Annotated in this window: 15 protein-coding genes; 5 read left to right on the top strand and 10 right to left on the bottom strand. The window is 62.0% G+C overall.

Annotated features, from left to right (window positions below; translation table 11 throughout):
* Positions 1-39: 39 nt before the first annotated feature.
* Positions 40-729, bottom strand: a complete 690-nt coding sequence (locus tag C8J98_RS04795; RefSeq protein WP_107911453.1) for a TetR/AcrR family transcriptional regulator — start codon at positions 727-729, stop codon at positions 40-42.
* Between the two features lie 166 nt (positions 730-895).
* Here C8J98_RS04795 and C8J98_RS04790 point away from each other — a divergent pair, with 166 nt between their 5' ends.
* Positions 896-1405, top strand: coding sequence for a hypothetical protein (locus C8J98_RS04790; protein WP_107911451.1), 510 nt, complete (start codon positions 896-898; stop codon positions 1403-1405).
* 62 nt (positions 1406-1467) lie between these two features.
* Here the strand turns inward: C8J98_RS04790 and C8J98_RS04785 are convergent, their stop codons facing one another.
* From C8J98_RS04785 to C8J98_RS04760, 6 genes are all read right to left on the bottom strand, one after another.
* Positions 1468-3705 (bottom strand): hypothetical protein, encoded by a 2238-nt coding sequence (locus tag C8J98_RS04785; protein WP_107911449.1) that lies wholly within the window; start codon positions 3703-3705, stop codon positions 1468-1470.
* 161 nt (positions 3706-3866) lie between these two features.
* Positions 3867-5858 (bottom strand): SPFH domain-containing protein, encoded by a 1992-nt coding sequence (locus C8J98_RS04780; protein ID WP_107911448.1) that lies wholly within the window; start codon positions 5856-5858, stop codon positions 3867-3869.
* Positions 5859-6028: 170 nt separating this feature from the next.
* Positions 6029-6556 (bottom strand): DUF2170 family protein, encoded by a 528-nt coding sequence (locus C8J98_RS04775; protein ID WP_158272600.1) that lies wholly within the window; start codon positions 6554-6556, stop codon positions 6029-6031.
* Positions 6557-6709: 153 nt separating this feature from the next.
* The gene (locus C8J98_RS04770; RefSeq protein WP_107911444.1) at positions 6710-7234 is read right to left on the bottom strand and encodes a dihydrofolate reductase family protein; all 525 of its coding nucleotides are present in this window, start codon (positions 7232-7234) and stop codon (positions 6710-6712) included.
* 92 nt (positions 7235-7326) lie between these two features.
* Positions 7327-9117: a peptide-N4-asparagine amidase gene (locus C8J98_RS04765; RefSeq protein ID WP_107911442.1), complete on the bottom strand. Its 1791-nt coding sequence runs from the start codon at positions 9115-9117 to the stop codon at positions 7327-7329.
* 186 nt (positions 9118-9303) lie between these two features.
* Positions 9304-11487: a CBM35 domain-containing protein gene (locus C8J98_RS04760; protein WP_107911440.1), complete on the bottom strand. Its 2184-nt coding sequence runs from the start codon at positions 11485-11487 to the stop codon at positions 9304-9306.
* A 341-nt stretch (positions 11488-11828) separates the two neighbouring features.
* On the opposite strand from C8J98_RS04760, the gene C8J98_RS04755 reads away from it, so the two are divergent.
* Positions 11829-13742, top strand: coding sequence for a glycoside hydrolase family 76 protein (locus tag C8J98_RS04755; protein ID WP_107911438.1), 1914 nt, complete (start codon positions 11829-11831; stop codon positions 13740-13742).
* Between the two features lie 56 nt (positions 13743-13798).
* On the opposite strand, the gene C8J98_RS04750 is transcribed toward C8J98_RS04755, so the two are convergent.
* On the bottom strand, positions 13799-15211 hold the full coding sequence (locus tag C8J98_RS04750; RefSeq protein WP_146171534.1) for a lactate dehydrogenase: 1413 nt from the start codon (positions 15209-15211) through the stop codon (positions 13799-13801).
* A gap of 179 nt (positions 15212-15390) precedes the next feature.
* Between C8J98_RS04750 and C8J98_RS21910 the strand changes: the two genes are divergently transcribed.
* Complete coding sequence (locus C8J98_RS21910) at positions 15391-15576, top strand: hypothetical protein (protein ID WP_146171533.1); 186 nt, start codon at positions 15391-15393, stop codon at positions 15574-15576.
* A gap of 72 nt (positions 15577-15648) precedes the next feature.
* On the opposite strand, the gene C8J98_RS04745 is transcribed toward C8J98_RS21910, so the two are convergent.
* Entirely contained in the window at positions 15649-16029 is a 381-nt protein-coding gene (locus C8J98_RS04745; protein WP_199229816.1) for a helix-turn-helix domain-containing protein, read from the bottom strand.
* Between the two features lie 83 nt (positions 16030-16112).
* Here C8J98_RS04745 and C8J98_RS04740 point away from each other — a divergent pair, with 83 nt between their 5' ends.
* Positions 16113-16691, top strand: a complete 579-nt coding sequence (locus C8J98_RS04740) for a hypothetical protein (protein WP_343125714.1) — start codon at positions 16113-16115, stop codon at positions 16689-16691.
* A 215-nt stretch (positions 16692-16906) separates the two neighbouring features.
* Here C8J98_RS04740 and C8J98_RS04735 read toward each other — a convergent pair whose 3' ends face one another.
* On the bottom strand, positions 16907-17410 hold the full coding sequence (locus C8J98_RS04735; RefSeq protein ID WP_107911433.1) for a hypothetical protein: 504 nt from the start codon (positions 17408-17410) through the stop codon (positions 16907-16909).
* Between the two features lie 189 nt (positions 17411-17599).
* On the opposite strand from C8J98_RS04735, the gene C8J98_RS04730 reads away from it, so the two are divergent.
* Entirely contained in the window at positions 17600-19099 is a 1500-nt protein-coding gene (locus C8J98_RS04730) for an efflux transporter outer membrane subunit (RefSeq protein WP_199229815.1), read from the top strand.
* Positions 19100-19101: the final 2 nt, after the last annotated feature.

The following is a 19101-nucleotide window of genomic DNA, read 5'->3' as shown; positions in this document are numbered from 1 at the left end:
CGCGCCTACGCTTGCCGGGGTGGCCCGACAAGGCTCTTGCTAAGACTCCTCGGCTTTGCGCCGCTTGTCGCGGGCCCTGCGCTTCTCGGCATCGCGATCGGCAAGGCTCTGTTTCAGTAGAGCGCGTGCCATCCAGTGACTGACCTGCACCGCCTGCGTGGCTGACAATCCGCGAATATCGCGAAGCACCAGCAGTGCCTCGATACCCGTCGTCAACGCCAACGCCGACACCAGGCGTGAATAGGACGCGGGGCCCAGGCGTGTGCGCAAGGGATGCACGGCAGCGTCGATCCACTCGACTCGGCGCGTACCTCGCGGTGGCTGTTTGTCATCCGGCGAATGCAGAACGGTTTCGTGGATCATCGTGCGCAGCAACGCTTCATTGGCCAGGGCGAGCTGTTGCATCTGTCCGACCAACGCATCCACGCGCGCTTCGATCGCGCCGGTGGTCGTGCCCGTGGGAGCGGCATCGAGCGCAGCCTCCATGGATGGCCGCAAGCCTTCGAGTGCGGCTTCCGTCATGAGCTTCACTTGCGTGGGGAAATAGCGGTAAGCCGTGCGCCGTGAAACGTCGGCGGCATCCGCCACTTCAGTCACCGTGGGGCGAAAGCCCTTGGCAATCATGGCTGCCGCCGTCTCGAGCAACGCACGCCGGGTGCGCAATTTCTGGCTGCTACGGCCCTTCTCCAGGCCAGCCGCCGAAAAATCGTTCGAATGGGAGATTGACATGGCCAGATCCTAGCACTATGTTCATGGCACAAGAGTGCCATAAAGACACTCAGTTGTCACAAACGGCAGGAAGCCAGGGCAAGTAACGCCGCGGATCAATCGGCACAGGGTGGGTTCTCGCTTCGCAAGCGTCACAACCGTCGAAATCACTCAGTGGAGAAACCTCATGATCGCGAAATATCGATTGCTGCCGGCAGCGTTGGCGCTGATCGGCGCGTGCGCCCTAGCCTGCGCGTCAGCCGTGGCGGCTCACGACTCGGACGACAGGGATGACTCGAGCGACCTGGCCGGGACATGGCAGTTCCAGATAACCCTGCATAACTGCCAATCGGGCGCGCCCGTCGGCGCTCCGTTCCAGTCCTTGCTGACCTTTGCGGACGGCGGAACGATGACCGAAACCACGGCCAACTCCATGTTCTACCCCGCAGAGCGCGGTCCCGGCCATGGCGTGTGGAGCCGCGGCAGGCACAAAGGCCAGTACAGCGCGGCGTCCATCGCCTTCATCACGATGAATGGCGGACTCGTCAAGACGCAGAAGATCACCCAGACGATTCAGATGGGGCCCGGGCCGAACAAATTGAGCACGCCCCAGGCCACGGTCGAGTTCTTCGACCCGGCGGGGAATCTCCTGCAAACAGGTTGCGCCGTTGCGGTTGCGGAGCGCTTCGAACAGTAGTTGGGTTCGGTGGACGGACAGCGGTAGTAACGATGATCGCCGCTGTCCATCCGTCTCCTCGTCTACCGCGACGAGCGCTGCAGGCGTGGTGCCAACCCGCTAGCCGATATCCAGAACCGGCTCGAGATGCTGGTTTCGCCATGCCTGTCCCGAACGGTGAGTGTTGCGACGTGCTCACCTTCGACCATCGGTGGCGTGATCCAAACATCGTGCCCGACACCCATCTCGGTCCCATCGATTGCCCAGGCATGAGCCCGGTCTGGAAGCGCTTCGGTCCCGGCAGACATACCGTTTCCCCAAAGCCGCATTTTCGCCGTGTTAGTGACAGTAGCGCCGTCCAGCGGCCAGTGAATTGTCGCCACAGGTGGGCGGGCCGGGACCGAAATGTCTACCGGCTTCGACGTCACGGTGTGGAATCCGTTCGATACAAGCACCCGAACGAGGTGGCGACCGGGCGGGAGAACATTCAAGGGAATCTTCGTCGTGGTCGACCGCACTCCGAGCTCCAGCAAGCTCCAGGTTTCACCGCGATCGCTCGATAGCTGAAGGTGCGTCTCGCTGACTTCGCCTTCGGAAACGTGCCACTCCACAGCCATCTCTTCATGCCCCACCTCGGCACGTACCTCGTCGAGGGCGTGCACGCGCTTGGGAGCTTCCCGCTTCCATACCACTTCGCCGCGACGGACGACTCGCATGGCGGCCGCCCCATCCACATCAGGAAGGATCGCCTGTACGACGCGCGGACATTCCGATCGGCCGCCCGCGAGGCCGCCGCAACCACAACCACAACCGCCATCGTGTCCTGATCCGCCACTGTTCCCCCCACACGCGCCCACGGGGGAGTAATGGAACGCCCCGCTTGCGATGACAGTTCCGCCAGCATCGAGGATTTCCAGCAGCTCCTCGCCCCTGTCGCCACTCCCCCGAGCGGCGTCGACGCGAAGCACCGACCGGATGTCGAGCTGTCCATCGTGAAGCATGCCGGTGACGACAATCGATGGCTCGAGCTGCACAACGGTCCGCTCGTGAACCAGGAACTCTTCGACCGGCCCCGGGCGAGGCAGGTCGCGCGGTATGGAGTACTTGCGGTAGAGCTGGTAGTGGTCCCACCACGCCGGCCGGTCGCCCGAGGAGACGTAGCGGGGATTGAACCAGCTGCTCCCCATCTGGGCGTTGTAGTGATAGAGCGACGTCCACTGCGGACCGCAGTAGGACATGTAATCCTTCGTGGTGGCCGGGTCATAGATCGCTCCCGTGCTCACGTCCAGGCCGAATTCGCCAATGCTCGCGATGCGTGCGCCGACGGTGTCGTAGGGCTCATATGCAGGATAATTGGCATCGGGCGTCCCGACATTTCCGCAAGGCGAATGGGGGAAGCCCTGGTAGTGCCCCATCTCGTGGGCCATCGTAATGCCGTCACCCGAAATTCCCGCGCTTGCGCCACCGATGTCGCAGCCGATGACCGGACCGTTGGGCGTGGCGGCAGGTAGCAGACCGTAGTAGATGACACCCGGCTTGGTCCCGTCGATGACCTTGGCAAGCTGCAACCAGTACAGCAGATCGTTCCAGCCGGTCGAGCATCCGCCGGGGACGACGGCTGGTCCGGCCAGCGTCTCGGACCAGGTAAAGATGCCTGCCAGGGTGATGCTCGGCACGTTCTCGACAGGATAGGTCAGCATCGCCCAGGTGGCCGTACTGGCGAACTCCGCCGCCGTGGTCGGGCCGATCTGCACGGAGTTACCCGCGGTGTTCTTGCCCCAGTAGCGGATGGGGATGCCTCGTATCTGCAGCGTCTGCAACAAAGTCGCATCGACGTCCGCATATCCGCTGGCAGACGAACCTCTGGCTGACTCAATCTTTGCCACCACCCGGAAGTTCCCACGCATCTTCCCGGCCGGGATGACAAAGTTGAGTGTGTGGTAAAGACGGCGCCGGGTTTCGGCATACGACGTGCCCGGATCGTAGTTCACACTGCTATAGCCTTGCTGATCGAGAACACCAACATCCTCCCAGGCAAAGTGAGCATTACGACGCTGCATCGTCAGGGTGCCCGTGACTCCGCTATGCGCGATGAAGCCGCCGATATAGACGCGGACCCATGCAGGCTTGTTGGCAACAAGAGTGACCCCGTTGTCGGGTCCCTGATCGCTCTTGTCCGTGAGGTGTTGCCTGGCCTCGTACCACTGAATTGCCTGCGTTACCTCGATACCGGCGACATAGACATTGGAGAGGTTGAAGATGTCGCGATCCTTCAGGACAGCGCTTAGCATCTCAAGTGACAGATCGCTGAGGTTAGGCACGGGTTTTCTCCCTGGACGTCATGCAACATCGCACTGTAGTCAGGTGCCCATGGAGCGCGCATCGTCACTTGTACGGAGCGCCATCCCGTAAAACTACTTCAGTAGTCCGAGGGGAGGACATCATCTGGATGCCCTCCCCCATCTCACGTTTGCTACAACATTTAACCCTGCGTGCTTTGCAACGCTTTCCCGTCGGAGAGTTCTGCATCCGCCCGCTCAGCCAACAACGAGCTAGCCAACTGAATCAGCGAAGACAATCCGTTGCCACCCGCATCGCCACCACCCAGCGAGATCTTCGGCACGATGGCGATCTTGCCATCGCGAATCGCCTCGGCAAACTGCGCACCCAGTGTATTGATCAGCTGCAGACGCGCACCCTCGCCGGTCAAGGCCGCCGACTTCGCCTGGATCGCTTCGGCCTCAGCCTTACCCACCGCGGCGATCGCCGAAGCACGGCCGTCACCTTCGGCGGTCAGGCGGCGACGTTCGGCATCCGCATCGATACCGATCACATTCGCGCGCTTGCTCGCCTCCACCACGTTGGCGTCACCGACGTTCTTCTTGATATCAATATGGATCACCGAATTGGTCAGCTCGGCCTGGATATCCGTCTTGGCACGCGCCTCGCGCAACGAACGCTCCTTCACCGCCGACAGCTCCTGCAGTTCGAACGTCGCCACCTGCTCGATCGCCACCTGGCGGTCACGCAGCTGGTTGAGCAGCGTGTCGATACGTGCACCCGACGGATTGCCGGTGCTGCCATGCGGCGTACCGATGAGCACTTCCTGCAGTTCAAGGTTGTAGGCGGCAAAGCGCTCCATCATCTCGACACTGGCCAGCTGCTGGATATCCGCACGGTTCTGGATCAGCTGGATGAGCGTCTTCGTCTGGCCGATGTTCTTGAAGTACGCACTGACCATCGGATCCAGCGTCTGGTCGACCAGGCGCTTGATGTCACCAAAGCGCTGCACCACCAGCGGCGCCTTGCGGTAGTCGATGTGAACCACCACCGATAGCGGCAACAGCGGCTCGAAGGCGTCCTTGGTAATCAGCGACACCTCGGAGAGGTTCTCGTCGAACTTGTGCACATTGGTCACCTCCGGCGTCCACTTCAGGATGAAGTTGGTCGTCGGCACCAGCTGGATCTTGCCCGCGTAGAGATTGAACGCGTACTTGCCCGGCAGCAACGGCTCCTTCCACACGCCTCGGCAGGTACTGTCGACCAGCTCGCCATGCGAGTAACCCTCGCCCGAGCGGTCGGTACCGACCTTGCCGATATACGAGACCACCACGCCGACAAAACCAACCGGCACCACGGTCTTGGGGATGAAGTCCACCGTCGCGAACAGGCGATTGATGTAGTACGTACCTTCCACCAGCACCTGGTGCTGGCGGCCGCGATTACCCCCGGCACGCAGGAATGCATCGATATTCTGGAAGTTGTTGTGGAACGTCGCCTTGTCGGCCGCATCCTGGCCTACGCGCGGCGCGACGATTTCATCCGGCGGCAGCACCGGGCCGTCGTGCACCGTCACCACGCCAAGCATGTCGTTGGCGGTGTCATCCGCATCCGCCGAGGCCTTCTCGCGACGCCCACCGATGATCACCGGCGAGAAGCCGCCACGCTCTTTCAGCACGCTGCCCATGTGGTCGATGGTGCTGCGCTCTTCTTCGGACAGCAGCAATCCATGCACGCGCGACGCCGTGATGATGGCGAATTGCGCCACGTTGAACGCATACGTACCTTCGCGAAGAATGGTGCGTTGCGGACCCTTCTGGCCGTTAGCACGCAAGAAGGCGGCAACGTCCTCGATGCCGGGCTGCACCGTGCGACCAAGTGCCTGGCCCTCCTCCAGATCGTGACCGTCACGTGCGAAAACGTAGCCGATCTCGCCCTGCGGAATGGTTACCAGGTCGACCTTGTGCACGCGATACTGGAACGGAACGAAGTAATGCAAACCACCACGCAACAAGGTCGGCTGATAACCCACCTCGCCATTGAGCGCGATCAGTCCCCGAGTGACCGACGGCGCACCCCATAGCCGTTCGACCACGCCGACGCGATCGTTGGGGATGTAGACGATGACATTGGAACTAGCGACGAGCACGATCAGTACGACAACGGCAACTGCGATAGCAATAAGCCAGGTCATGGCTGAATGTCCTTAAGGTTTAAAAAAGGCCCGGCGCAACACCGGGGTGGTAACGCGGAACATCTGGAAAAGTTGGAAAACGTCTCACTCGACACAAAATTCGCGTGCACGCGGCCGCTGCCGCAAAGAGCAGGAGAGGCTTCTCATAAGAGGGGTTGAGGCGTCGTTCCCTACCCGATCAGGTGGGCGAGTTCGGCCTGTGCATCGATCACGTTCCGACCCATGACATCGAGTTCCTCGACGATATTCGCCAGCGGCGAATGCGCAGACAGCTGGCCAAACAAAATGTACTGCGAGCCCACCAGGCCCACATTCGACAGCGGCATGTTCGGACCCAGGCGCAGGCAGGCCTCGTTGAAGCGCAAGGGATCCTGCACCGTGCGCTGATCGCAGAGCGTTGTCGTCATGCGTATGTCGTACTCGGTCACCACCAGGTGCACTGGCTGGTCACCATAGGCCGCCAACGCAAGTTCGATCGACGCCGGTGTGGCCTGTAGCCACACACGCGAGAATTGCTGCTGGTTACCGGCATGCTCCTGCAACGCATCGAACAAGCGCTGCGTCGTCCATTTCTGGCTCATGGCCTGCAAATCCATCCCACCGATCAATAGATCGGTCCGCTCGTTGCGGTGATGCCGCAGGAACTCCCTGACCTGCCCCTGCTCGCCCTCGGTCATGTAGATCCTGGGGATCGTCATGCCCATCCGTGTCATCCGGTCACGGAACGCCTTCTGGCGCTCCGCTCCAGTACTGACTAGCTTGGTGGGTGGCATATGCGGACCGGTTCCGTTCCGGTGAGTGTTAGGCGTAACGTTAGGCGTAACTTACGCCGGTACCCAGCTGCTACACAATTACACGTAGGTCAGCCTGATGACGCCTCCACTGATTACCTCGCTGGCCGCGAGGTTAAGTCGCGGCCGAGGGCCTGCGAAAAGGGGTTTGCCGTGACCGAGCACCACGGGATGCAGGTAGATCTGGTATTCATCGACCAGGCCAAGGTCGGCCAGGCTTTGCGCGAGCTCCGGGCCCGCGACTTCAATGTCCCCGGGAAGCCCGGCCTTCAGCGCCCGTAGTTCCGACTCAACGTCATTGCCAATGAGGCTGGCGTTCGGGCCGACCGATGTCAGCGTACGCGACACCACCCATTTCGGTCGGCTGCGCCAAACCGCGGCGTACTCGCGCTCTTCTTCATCCCAGTCCGGGGAGTCTTCGTCCCAATAACGCATGACTTCGTACATGCGGCGGCCGTAAATCATGCCGGTCTGTTGGCGCACTTGCTCGATGAAGTGACGAAAGAGCGCCTGATCAGGGCCAAACGCCTGATGGTCGACGTACCCATCCAGGGACTGGTTCAATCCGAAGACAAACTTAGCCATGGGACTCTCCCGCTCTGGCCAGGCCGATCGCCCGCCTTGACTATAACGACGAACGACCGGCCCGGGATTCGACATCCATGTGGGAGGCAAGATCAGAAGATCCCAGGGTCCTCTGTTCTGGATGTATCGGGCGAGCCGTCCGGATGCGTGAACCACAACAACCGGTTGCGGCCCTGCGGGCAATCGCCGCCATCCGTCGCGGTGGTAAGGACGCCCATCGTGGTGGAGACGTCGCGACCGTAGCAGCTGCCCAGATTGTCACTTGCACGGAATTGCTGGGTACTGCGCTGGCCCGAGTGCCCTGTCACGGCGCCATTTGTGAAGGCGAGTGTATCGGCCGTATCGATGCTGTTGTCGACATCGCTGCGGTAGAGGACCAGATTGCCCAACTTCTTGCTGAACTGGCGCGAGAAGCCCTGCGTAACCGCGCTTGGTGCGGTAACGATGTTGCCTTCGGTGTCGAAGGTGTAGCCGAAGCTTGCCAGCAGCGGATAGTCAAAGTGAGCCTGCGTCGTCACGGTAAAGCCGAGCGGCCCCTGCCGTGTCTTCGTGGTGCTGTCGACTGTCGCGAGCTGGTCGATGCCTTGCTGGTAGTGCGCTGGATCGATCGTGAAGGACTGCGTGTTGCGGAAGGTCACGGTCTGGTTCACGTCGGTAGAAATCCTCCCGCGCGAGGTGTCCACGTAACCGGCCACGCGAAAGCTGCGAGAGGCGCGCGTCGCGATCGAGCCGCTTACGACGCCGGCCGCCTCGGTCAACTGATTGTCGATCGAGGCGACGGCTGCCTGGCCCTGCAAAGTGTTGGAGGTAACCGCACCGGTCAACACCTTCCGACCACGATCGAGGTAGACGAACAGGTTGCCGGTGACGGAGAAGTTGCCATTGGCACCCGTGACGCCGATAGCCAACGCATGCGGCTTGCCGTCGTTGAGCAGCGCGGCGAAAGGCGTCAGATCGACGCGGTAAGGCAGGAAGTTGAGCGCTTGCACGCCCGGCGTGGGACGCCACATGTAGGGATCGATGCCACCGGTGAAGATCCACGGATAGACCGGAGCGACACCTGCTTGCTGTCCGTCAATGGAAACCTGCACTTCACGGTACGAACCGCCGCCGCAACTCTGTGCTTCATCGGCCAGCGCGTCGGGTACACAGGAGTACCAGAACTCGTCGCCGCCCTGCCCCTGGGCGAACACGTCCAGATAGGCGCGTTCCACGTTGGTAGGCAAGGTGAGCGTGCGTGACAGCACATCGTTGCCGGTATTGAGTGCAACGGTGCCGCCTCCGGTGCCGTCCGATAGCGGAAACACCGCATCGGGCGCATCCACCTTCGGTGCCAACACGTTTGCCGGGTAAAAGACGAGGCGTGCGGAGCCGCTGATGATCCCGGTATAGGTTCCGTCGACGATATTGCCCAGGATCGCCTGACCGGTTTGAGGCTGGCCCAACACGCTGGCGAAGTCACTCACATCGCGTTCGACGTGCCAGCTGGGGGAGACCGTGGCGGAGGGCTCCTGTGTCGTGCCGAAGTAGATATTCGCACCCGCCAGCCACAAGGACGCGGTACGGTCGAACTGGCGGCCCGCCGTTACCGAGAAATCGGCTTCGAGCACGACTTTCGACCACGACTTGCCGCAACCCACCGGCGGCGCATAGGTATAGGGATGGTTGGAAAAATCCCGGAAGGTGAAGCCGTTGAAGAGCTCGACCGTGCAGGCCTTGCCTGGCGGCCTGGGCACGGAGGGGTCGGCTACTGCGACATTCGCCGACCCAACATCGAACCCGGGCGCCGTCGCAGCCTGGACAGCCGGCACCGAGCACGTCATGACACAACCGAACAATCCCGCCCGCAGGCCCTTGCGGACCGCCTCGTTGGTGATCGCCATCTACCGCTCTCCCCGAAGAATCCCCCTGCCAGCGAAACCTAGCATAGAGAACCAACCGTGTCCGGCGGAAGTGTAGGAGCCGGCTTCGCCGGCGATGGGTGCTTGCCACTGACTGGCCATCGCCGCTGAAGCGGCTCCCACATGAAGCCATGCCGCTTAGATCAACATGAGGCTATCCCGCCTCAGTCAACGCATGTCCTGCTTGCACGCCTGTGTAGAAACGCCGAGCAAGGCCGGCAACACCCGCGGTGTCACCACGATGCGATCGAGGTCAGGTGAGAAACCACTGGGATTGCCGAGCTGGATGGTGTTCTGCCCGGCGTGAAGCGGGATTTCCAGCACCTTGGCCACCGGGTCATCGAAGCTGCTCCCATCCAGGCTCAGTTCTTGCGCTGCCTTTCCGTTGACCGAGAGGAACAGCGAGCGAGCTCCGCTCGTGGCGTAGTCGATCTCGAGCTGATAGACGCCCGCATAGGGAGCTGTGACGTTCGTAAACGTCACGCTGTTTGCGCTGCCGCCGCCGATATTTCCCGCCTTGGCCAGACCCGAGGAATAATTGCTGAACCCGGCGGTGACGGTACCGCCGAGGATGGCAGATTCTGCCTCGTAGGTCGTACTCGTTGGCAAGGGTGCGTCACCAGTCCCACTGATCACGATGCGATCCAGATCCGGTGGGTAGCTGACCGTGTTACCGAAGCGGATGTGGTTCAGCCCCTTCTGAAGGCATACGGGAACCGTGCTGCTCGAGGGCAACTGGAAGCTGCTTCCACCTGAGTTGAAGGTGCGGAACGGACCATCGTTCACCTGGTAGAGGTACGAGCGCAGGCCGAGGGTGAGTGAATCGATCTGCATGAGATATGTGCCGCTATGCGGCGCATAAACGCCGTCGATGCTTACCGTATTGTTGGCACCGAGTCCCAGCCCACCAACCTTGAACCCGTTCGAACAGCCAGGGCATGCATACGCAGCGGCATTGCCCCCCAGAGTGCCCTGCTCCGCCTCGTAACTGGTCGTGGGTGTTGCCGCGACATGACCTGGCAGTGCCTCGACCAGCAACAACTGCGTGCCATGGGCGGGCAATACGACCTGATGGTCGGCAAGCGATGGTCCGAGCTCCTGATGGGTCCACAAGTCGCGCATGCGACGCGCACCGGTCATGCCGACCACATGCCAGGGCAGGTTGGCGACCGTCGTCGTCGCATTCATGTTGAAAAGCGCCACGTAGTAGCGGCCGTTTCCGAGGTCGGTCACCCATACGTTGATATCGCCAGCCAGCACCTGCTTCGTCTGCTTGCCGGACTGGTCTACGGCGATCACCTCGTCGTTGCCCGCGAGACGCTTGCCGGTATCGTCCAGACGCGTAAGGTCACCGCCAAGGTAAAGCGGTGCGTTCGCCATCGACCATATCGTCATGGCTGAACGCTTCTCGTCGATGCTCAGGCCGTCGAGGGCGCCGTCACCGATGTCCAGCGAGTCGAGATCATTCCAGCCCGTCGTCGGCCCCGAGGTGTCTTGCCAGGACGGCAGATCGCGCAAGCGTTTCTCGATGCGTGGCCAGTTGGTCAGCGTGGCGCAACGGCTTTCGCATTCCACGTCGTCGTCGATGCGACGCCCGTTGGCATAGGTTTTCCAGATGTCCTGATAATCCTTGTCGACCTGCCACGACACCGTCAACCAGATTGGGCGGCCGCTGTGCGCGATGGCCTTCGACCACGCCACGACATCGTCCCGATTGTCGATGCTCAGGTCGTCGCTATAAGAGCCGGGAGTCACACCGTCGAGCTTGATGAAATCCACGCCCCACGACGCGAAAAGGGCCACTACCGAATCCATGTACTCCTGCGCACCCGGCTTCGAGAAGTCGATCTTGTAGTGATACGGCGAGGTCCCCGGTCCACCGAACGCATTACCGGCGCGGTACGGCACCGCGAGGATGTCGGTGATGTGGTACGGCGTACCAAGGATGGGAGAATTGGCCTGCACTGCCGGTTGTTCGACGCCGGGGATCCAGTAGATGCCTGCTTTCTGACCGTTGGCGTGAATGTGATCGATCATCGCCTTGATGTCGGGAAACGTCGTCGGGTCAGGCGTAGGACGACCGTTGGCGTCGAATCCGCCCTGCCAGCCCGAATCGAGGTTGATGTACGTATACCCGTGCGCCTGCAGGCCCGACGACGCCAGCGCGTCGGATTGCCTGACCATGTTGGCCTGGGTGAGGAAAGCAGAATCGAGCGTCTGCTGGCTGAAGCTACTCCAGCCAAGATACGGCTTTTGTCCGACACCGTTGACCTGGGCCGATGCGCCGGCCGCCAGGGACAGCAGTCCGCAGGCAATGGCCAGACGGGTCAGGGAAGGAAGATGAACTTGCATAGCGCGACTCTCCTGTGCAGACGAAGGAGGCGCCTGTGAATGGGCGCCTGTCGAAATCCATAAGACAAACGTTCCCCGAAGAGCAGGTCGCCCTGCTCTCTATCCCATAGTCACAACCGGTCAAAATTCCCGCTCGATTCAATTGTAGTATTTAATGATTATATGTTCGCAAGCTGCGGCGCAGCATTCGTGCAGATCACTCGACGCCGCATTGGCGTAAGCACCGTTGCCTTGACCTGGTTCTCACTTTCGACGAAGCGCCTCTGCAACACTCGGCGGATTCTCGCGAGTCGTTGCCTAAATTTAGACGTCTAAATTTTCCCAGAGGAGCGCTTCCGAACATGAAGCCCGGCGTACTGCGCATACGCGTATCGACACTGCTGGCCGTAGCCAGCCTGACGGCCATGGCCGCCACCTTCCCATCGACGGCAGCGGAGCAGACCCAGTCGCCTCCTCGACCAACCGACGGGCCCACGGCCATGGCCCGCGCCCGCGTCGCGGCCGACGTATTAATGAGTTCCTATGAACCCGGAAAGGCCTGGTTCCCGTCCAGTTGGTGGAACTCGGCCGTGGCCCTGCAGACCGTCGGCGATTACATGCAGCGCACGGGCGACCGCCGCTATCTCGGACAGCTCAACAACACCTTCGAGAAAGACAAAGGCGTGTTTCCCGCCGGCGTGCTGTCTGGCGATCCGCTGCTGGGCAACTTCACCAGCCGTGCCATCGACGATTCCGAATGGTGGGGCCTGACCTGGTTGCAGGCGTATGACCTGACCCACGATCCGAAGTACCTGAACATGGCGGTGACGATTGCCAATTACGTCGACGGGTACTGGGACACAGGCACCTGCGGCGGTGGCGTCTGGTGGGACGGCGAGCGCACGTACAAGAACGCCATCACCAACGGGTTGTGGATCCGGCTCACCGCCGAACTGCACAACCGGATTCCTGGCGACACGCTGTGGCTGGGCCGATCCAGAACAGCCTGGACGTGGTTCCAGGGCAGCGGGATGATCAATGCCAACGGCCTGGTCAACGACGGCCTCACCAATGCCTGCACCAACAACGGCCAGAACGTGTGGAGCTACAACCAGGGCCTGGCAATCGGCGCCGGCCTGGAGCTTTGGCGCGCAACCCGCGACCCACAAGTGCTCACCTCCGTGCGGCGTCTGGCCGATGCAGCGGTCGGCCCCGACGCACTGGTGAACAACGGTGTGCTGACCGAAACCTGTGATGCCACCGACCAGACCTGCGATGACAACGGCAAGCAGTTCAAAGGCATCTTCATGCGCTACTGGAGCGACCTGGTCGACACCACGCACGATCGCGGCTACGCCGCATTCCTCGAACAGCAAGCCGCAAGCATCTGGGACGACGACCGCGATGCCGCCGGTCGACTCGGTACCCGCTGGTCCGGCGCGACCAGCGATGATCACCCCAATGTTTTCGACTGGCGCACCCAGGCGAGCGCGCTCAGTGCCCTCATTGGCAATGTACCTGCCTTCACGCCACTGGCTTCGTTGGCCGCCACCATGTCCCCGGCGCAACCGGTCGTCATGCCTGCGGCCTCGGGCGTTACGAGCATCCCCATCGATCTCGGCAGTTCGGCGACCGGCTTCTTCCCGCTCCTGGCGCTAGCCTCTGTCGATGCTCCCGCGGGATGGAACGCATCGCCTCGTGCCTCACTCGTGCGCTTGCAACCTCATGGCAATGCGATTCCCGTCAGCAGCACCGTTGCATTGAAAGTCAGCGTGCCGGGCACAGCCACCGACGGCCACCACATGATTACCGCCAAGCTTGTGGCACCCGGGCTAAGCTTTACGACGCAGGCCGACGTGCTGGTCGCGCACACGATAGATTTCGACACCGGCACGGTGGACGAAAACCCGTGGCTGTTCGACGCCGGCGGCTCACAGAGCAATGGCGTGCAGAACCGCTTCGCCGACGGCAATGCTCACTTCACCTATCGCCTGCCCTTCCCCGCCGATACCACCTCGGCGCACGTCACCCTGACCATCGACGCCGAGTTCCTGGTGCAGGCCAGTTCCGACAATGAGCACTGGACGACCGTGCTGCAAGAGACGCAACCGGTCACCGACGGCTCGAACAAGGCCGACCGTACCGTCGACCTGACGCCGTACCTAGGTGCCGGCGCCGACGGTTCCAAACCGGTCTACCTGAAGGTGTCGGACGCCTTCCCCAATGACGGGTGGGGCGGACGTGTGTATCACGTGACGGCGAATATCGTGGAGTAGCCTGGCGGGCGCCCAGGCCGGATGTGGGGCGTGCCCGGAGAGCCTGGCACGCCTCTTCAGAGCTTTGAAGGGTCCGATTCGAGCCGCGCGCTCTGATTGACGGCGTCGTCCTGTCCGTTGTCCAACAGTTCGAGCGCATCGCGGGTAGCTGAATGGGTCACCGGCGTCATCGTATCCTCGACAAGCTTACCCATCACGTACTTCATCTGATGGGTGGACTGGCTCGCCGACAGCGTCAAGGCAGCCTTGACCATGATTCCGTTGCGATATGCGATGTCGGCCTGGCTGCTCGACTTGTCGTCGATCTGCGTATACAGATAGTTCTGCGATGACGGGCTACCGGTGAGCGCAAGCGAACCGCCACTCAAGGGCGAGTGGAAGCTGGCAAGAAGGTGTGACGAACGCTGCTGCGACAGCTCGCGATTCCTCGTATCGGCGGCGCCCATATGGGTGGACTGCGAGACGTCGTAGGAGAACCCATCCACTTCGTCCGGATGCATCGGGTTCGACGCGACGGCCCGCTGCGCGAAGCTGGCATGGAAATCCGCCAGGCCGCTAAGCATCGCGTGCTCGCTCTTCGAACGCTGAGGACTTGCGACGTTCGTGCTACCCGGTTTGGCATCGTCGGCGGCGTTGAGCTCAGTGAACGCGTCCTTGAACATCGCCGCGAGCGCACGATCACCGTGTCCACGCGCCGTCGCCTTGTCGATCTGGTCGAGGTAGTTCGCCATCGCGGCCGTGCGCTGCGCGCCTGTGCCGAGAATAGCGGCCGAGGCATCATCCACACCGATGTCGATCGTGCCGGCGCCCGAGGTCACTTTCACGGCGCGGGAGGTCGCGTCTGCATGCAGGGCGAGCGTCATGGGTGGTTGGCCGTCGCTGGCCGTGCTCGCACTGAAGTCCACGGAGGCGAGCTCGCCTTTATCGAAGCCGGCCAGTGCGGTGAGATCGAGCTTCGGCGGTTGCCCCGCCATGCCGTCGATGGCGCTCTGGAAACCGTCTGCCAGTTTGGCCACTGCGGCCCGCTCGCTATCGTCTAGCCCATCGCTGGCCGTCGTCTGCACGGCCAGCTCGCCCTCGCTACCCATGAGGGAGAACGTCACCGCCTTGCCACTCGCCGTCGTGATCTTGAGGTTGAACGCAGTACTCGCAGAGCTGGCGGACGGATGCAGCGACACCGACTGCGCGAAGTCCGCACCACTACTGCCGAACTGGCCGACCAGCGCCGCGCCGATCCCACTGAACCTTCCTGTGTTCGTCTCGACGTTGTACTGCCGGGCTATACGCATGGTCACGGCGTCGTCCGAGTGCATCTGCCAGACCGGCATAGAGGGACGGGGGTACGTGGCTGCCGTATCCGGCCCCCCGGCCCCACTGAGGCTGATGACGACCGAAGGCTGTACCGCCGGCTTTGTTTCAAGCGGCTCGCCCGCGGTCCTGCCCGTCGACGACGCGGCGAGGCGCGTCATGATGATCGGAGATATGTTGTTTATCATATGTGGAGGCTATCGACCCGATCCGTATTATCTTGAGCCCTCCCCAGTGGCGCAAATCCAGGCGCAATAACGGCAACGAATGCCAGTGACACGTGGCGAGGATATTTTGGTGTGGTAGATGTGGATCTCTCACCAAGCGGGAGAACGTCGATATGAAGATGGTATTCATTGCTCTTGTCATGATCGCGGCAGCCGCATCGGCAAATGCCGGCGGCATAGGCAACCGCGGGGATCTGAACCATGCCCCCAGCAATGCCCCGGTGTGTCCTGACGGGCAGGTGGCTCAATTCGTTGGTGTGATCAACGGCAAGGCTACCTGGCGCTGCGTACCCGCTTGAACAAGGCGTCCTGTTAAAGAGGCAGGCCTTCTCGTTTCATCGGACAGGCCTGCCTTTTTTTATGAAGGCGGCTTAGCTGCTTATGAGCGGACGCACCACCGCCTCGCAGGGCAGCAACCGGTCGGTGTCATCGAGTTCCTCGGCATGATGCTCGCCCCATGCCCGAAGCTGCGCGATCAACGGCTCAAGGCTCAGCCCTAACGGCGTCAACGCGTAATCGACGCGATGCGCGTCATCGGCGCCCGCCGTGCGAAAGACAAGGCCGTGATCTTCAAGCGCGCGCAACTGTTGAATCAGCACCTTCTGCGTCAGCGATGGAATGTGCTTCCCCAGTTCGCTGGTTCGCTTGGGACCGCTCAAAAGCACGTGGACAATGACGGCTTTCCAGCGACCGGAAATGACCCCGAGCGCGCGCTCAAGAGGTAACCCGGGAAGATGTTTGGTGATGGTCATCATACCCACCAAATGGTGGGTGGAAAGCGGAATGCAAGGACACTAGCTTACGTCGATCCATTCTGCCGTTCGAGAATTCATCGATGACTACCTTGTTCGAAAACCATGCGCTCGGCGGTACCTTCGTGTTAAAGAATCGCGCCGTGATGGCGCCCATGACCCGAACCCGGACCTCGCCGGGGGACGTGCCCAACGCGCTGATGGCTACCTATTACGGCCAGCGCGCCGGTGCGGGCCTGATCGTGACGGAGGCGACCGACGTGTCCCCACGTACGAAAGGTTACGCCTGGACACCGGGCATCTACACTGAAGCACAGGTGCAGGGCTGGCGCCTGGTCACCGACGAGGTCCATCGCCATGGCGGGACGATTTTCATGCAGGCCTGGCATGTTGGCAGGCTGGCGCATACCTCTATGCTCCCGAACGGTGAGGCACCCTGGGGCGTGACGGCCGAACGCGCCAGTGAATCGGACGTCTTCATCCACGATACCAGCGGCAAGCTCACCTTTATTCGCGCCAGTGCGCCACGTCAGATCGAGACCGCGGAGGCGGCCATGGTCGTGGACGAGTTCGCCGCTGCGTTCGTCAACGCCAGCCGCGCAGGCTTTGATGGCGTGGAAATCCACGGCGCGAACGGCTATCTGTTCGCTCCGGCAGCCTGATCTGGTGCGGTGGATTCGACGGCGCGTCAGCACAGGCGGCGCTGGACACCGGCCTGGTCGACCTCATCGCGTTCGGGCGTCCGTACATCGGCAACCCCGATCTGGTCGAGCGCCTCCGCCATGACTGGCCGCTGGCCGAAGCCGAAAAGTCGACGTTCTACACGAGAGACGGCGAGAAGGGATATACCGATTTCCCGACCTGCGAACCGGTCACCTCATAGCGCCTGCTCTCGGCTCGCCCCGGATTCAGCCGTCGTCGTATGGTCTCCCAGCTTCCGGTAGATCCTCACGAAAACCTCTTCGGCGGCGAGCATCGCGACGATGACGACGATGAGTGCGACGACACCATGGAACGCCCCGAGGAAGCGGACGTCTTCGCCAAACATCTGCGCGATCGCTTCGAGGATGACGAACTTCGAACCGAACAACACCAGCCAGGCAAAGAAGAACCTGAGACCCGTGTTGAGCCGACCTGGTCGTGCCTTGAAGAAAGCTCCAATCTTATGCTCCAGGGCCATCGTCAGTTTCAAAAGCACCTGCAGGACGATCGCGGCGAGCAAGGAAGTAGTGAACGTGTCGATGAACACGTTCTTCCAGTACTCGGCAAAGAGGTTCAGTACGACCAGGTCGATCAGGATCGCCGTGACGTAACGAACATACGCACGCTGTCTGTTCGTCGGCGTAGCCACGACGGCCGGCATGAGTGTTTCACTGGTCATGGCTGTGAACCCTCGTTGGCAGAGGAGGTAAGCGCCTTCTGACGTGCAGCATCGCAGAGACGGATGCTCTCAATGTCAGTAGTTTCACTTAGTCCGTTTAGGTACAAGTGCCCTAGGCAGTAGCCTGCGGATGGCAGAGCCTTCGATCTTCACCGGTCGCTCCCAGCCAGTGCCACAGAGGGAAGAGCCGTGGTTCGCGGAACGCGCATCGGCTGGCGTTCATTCCCCATCGCCCTGGCCGTGGTCGCGATCGCATGCGTCAATAACGGGTGCGCGTTGGGACCTGACTACATTCGCCCGGACGTCGACGTCCCGGCGACCTACCGGTTCCCGGATGCGACGGCGCCAAACTCCTCCACCGCTATAGCAACCCTGGCCACGGTACCGGCATGGTGGCGAAGCTTCGGCGATGACGAGCTCAATGCGCTGGTCGACGAGGGGCTAGTGGCCAACCATGACCTTCGCATCGCCACGGCGCGTGTCGATGAGTTCGCCGCGGTCGTCGTCGGTACCAGGGCGCAGGGTCTTCCCCAATTAGGCTATGGAGCGAGCGCTGTTCGCCAGCGGGCCAGTCAGGACGTGACGAGGCTGCCGGCGAGCGTCAGTCCCATCAGCAACAACTACTCGGCGCTCCTGTCTGCCAGTTGGGAGCTGGACCTCTGGGGACGTGTGCGGCGCGAAACCGAAGCAGCGAAAGCCAATCTGTTCGCCACCGAACAGGCGCGGCTCGGCGTCGCCCTGACACTCGTCTCCACCATCGTCTCCGGTTACATCACGCTGCTCGACCTGGACCGCCAGCTCGAGGTCTCGAAGGCGACGCTCGAAGGTCGCCGACGCAACGTCGAGGTGTTTCAGATGCGCCTGGATGGCGGAGCGGTCTCCGAGTTCGAGATGATGCAGGTGACGGCCGAATACGAAACCGCCGTGGCATCCATTCCCGTGATCCAGCAGGCCATCGCCCAGCAGGAACATGCACTGTCGGTTCTCGTCGGTCGCAATCCGGGCCCGATCCGGCGCGGCCGCACCCTCCAGCAATTGAGTGTTCCGCCGATCCTTGCCGGCCTGCCGTCGGACCTGATCACCCGGCGCCCGGATATCCTCCAGGCGGAGCAGCAGCTGGTCGCCGCCAATGCACTGATAGGCGCGGCGCGGGCCCTTTATTTCCCCTCAGTCGCACTGACGGGTACCGGTGGTGCTGCCAGCAGGGCGCTCGATAACCTCTTCACCGGCCCGGCGCGTACGTGGTCGTTCTCCGGCCAGCTGCTCGGCCCGCTTTTCGCCGGCGGCGCAATCGACGCGGCGAACCGGCAGGCGGAGGCGCGGCGCGAGCAGGCGCTGGATGCGTACCAGCAAACGATTCAAAGCGCGTTCCGCGATGTCGATGACGCCCTTGCCGCCATCCAGGCCAGGCGAACGCTGGTTGCCTCGCTCGAGCGGCAGGTCGTGGCACTGACACGCGCGGTCGAGCTCACACGCTATCGCTACGACAACGGCTACACCGACTACCTTGAAGTACTCGATACCGAACGCAGCCTCTTCTCTGCGCAGCTGTCCCTGAGCTCGGCACGCGGCGACGGCTTACGGGCGCTGGTGGACCTGTATCGCGCATTGGGCGGCGACTGGATTGAACAGGTGGCGCCGTTGCCTCTTGCACAGCAGGCGGCCCCTCCCCTCTCCTTTACACGCTGACT

Origin of the sequence: Luteibacter sp. OK325, assembly GCF_003050935.1 — a bacterium.
Lineage (GTDB): Bacteria > Pseudomonadota > Gammaproteobacteria > Xanthomonadales > Rhodanobacteraceae > Luteibacter.
The sequence above is the reverse complement of the archived record's forward strand: the minus strand, read 5'-3'. Positions and strand labels throughout refer to the sequence as shown.

What these genes read in the sequence shown, in the direction of transcription:
- C8J98_RS04795 (WP_107911453.1), bottom strand. Translation starts at nt 729, where the DNA reads ATGTCAATCTCCCATTCGAACGATTTTTCGGCGGCTGGCCTGGAGAAG.
- C8J98_RS04790 (WP_107911451.1), top strand. Translation starts at nt 896, where the DNA reads ATGATCGCGAAATATCGATTGCTGCCGGCAGCGTTGGCGCTGATCGGC.
- C8J98_RS04780 (WP_107911448.1), bottom strand. Translation starts at nt 5,858, where the DNA reads ATGACCTGGCTTATTGCTATCGCAGTTGCCGTTGTCGTACTGATCGTG.
- C8J98_RS04775 (WP_158272600.1), bottom strand. Translation starts at nt 6,556, where the DNA reads ATGACGATCCCCAGGATCTACATGACCGAGGGCGAGCAGGGGCAGGTC.
- C8J98_RS04770 (WP_107911444.1), bottom strand. Translation starts at nt 7,234, where the DNA reads ATGGCTAAGTTTGTCTTCGGATTGAACCAGTCCCTGGATGGGTACGTC.
- C8J98_RS04765 (WP_107911442.1), bottom strand. Translation starts at nt 9,117, where the DNA reads ATGGCGATCACCAACGAGGCGGTCCGCAAGGGCCTGCGGGCGGGATTG.
- C8J98_RS04760 (WP_107911440.1), bottom strand. Translation starts at nt 11,487, where the DNA reads ATGCAAGTTCATCTTCCTTCCCTGACCCGTCTGGCCATTGCCTGCGGA.
- C8J98_RS04755 (WP_107911438.1), top strand. Translation starts at nt 11,829, where the DNA reads ATGAAGCCCGGCGTACTGCGCATACGCGTATCGACACTGCTGGCCGTA.
- C8J98_RS04750 (WP_146171534.1), bottom strand. Translation starts at nt 15,211, where the DNA reads ATGACGCGCCTCGCCGCGTCGTCGACGGGCAGGACCGCGGGCGAGCCG.
- C8J98_RS21910 (WP_146171533.1), top strand. Translation starts at nt 15,391, where the DNA reads ATGAAGATGGTATTCATTGCTCTTGTCATGATCGCGGCAGCCGCATCG.
- C8J98_RS04745 (WP_199229816.1), bottom strand. Translation starts at nt 16,029, where the DNA reads ATGACCATCACCAAACATCTTCCCGGGTTACCTCTTGAGCGCGCGCTC.
- C8J98_RS04740 (WP_343125714.1), top strand. Translation starts at nt 16,113, where the DNA reads ATGACTACCTTGTTCGAAAACCATGCGCTCGGCGGTACCTTCGTGTTA.
- C8J98_RS04735 (WP_107911433.1), bottom strand. Translation starts at nt 17,410, where the DNA reads ATGACCAGTGAAACACTCATGCCGGCCGTCGTGGCTACGCCGACGAAC.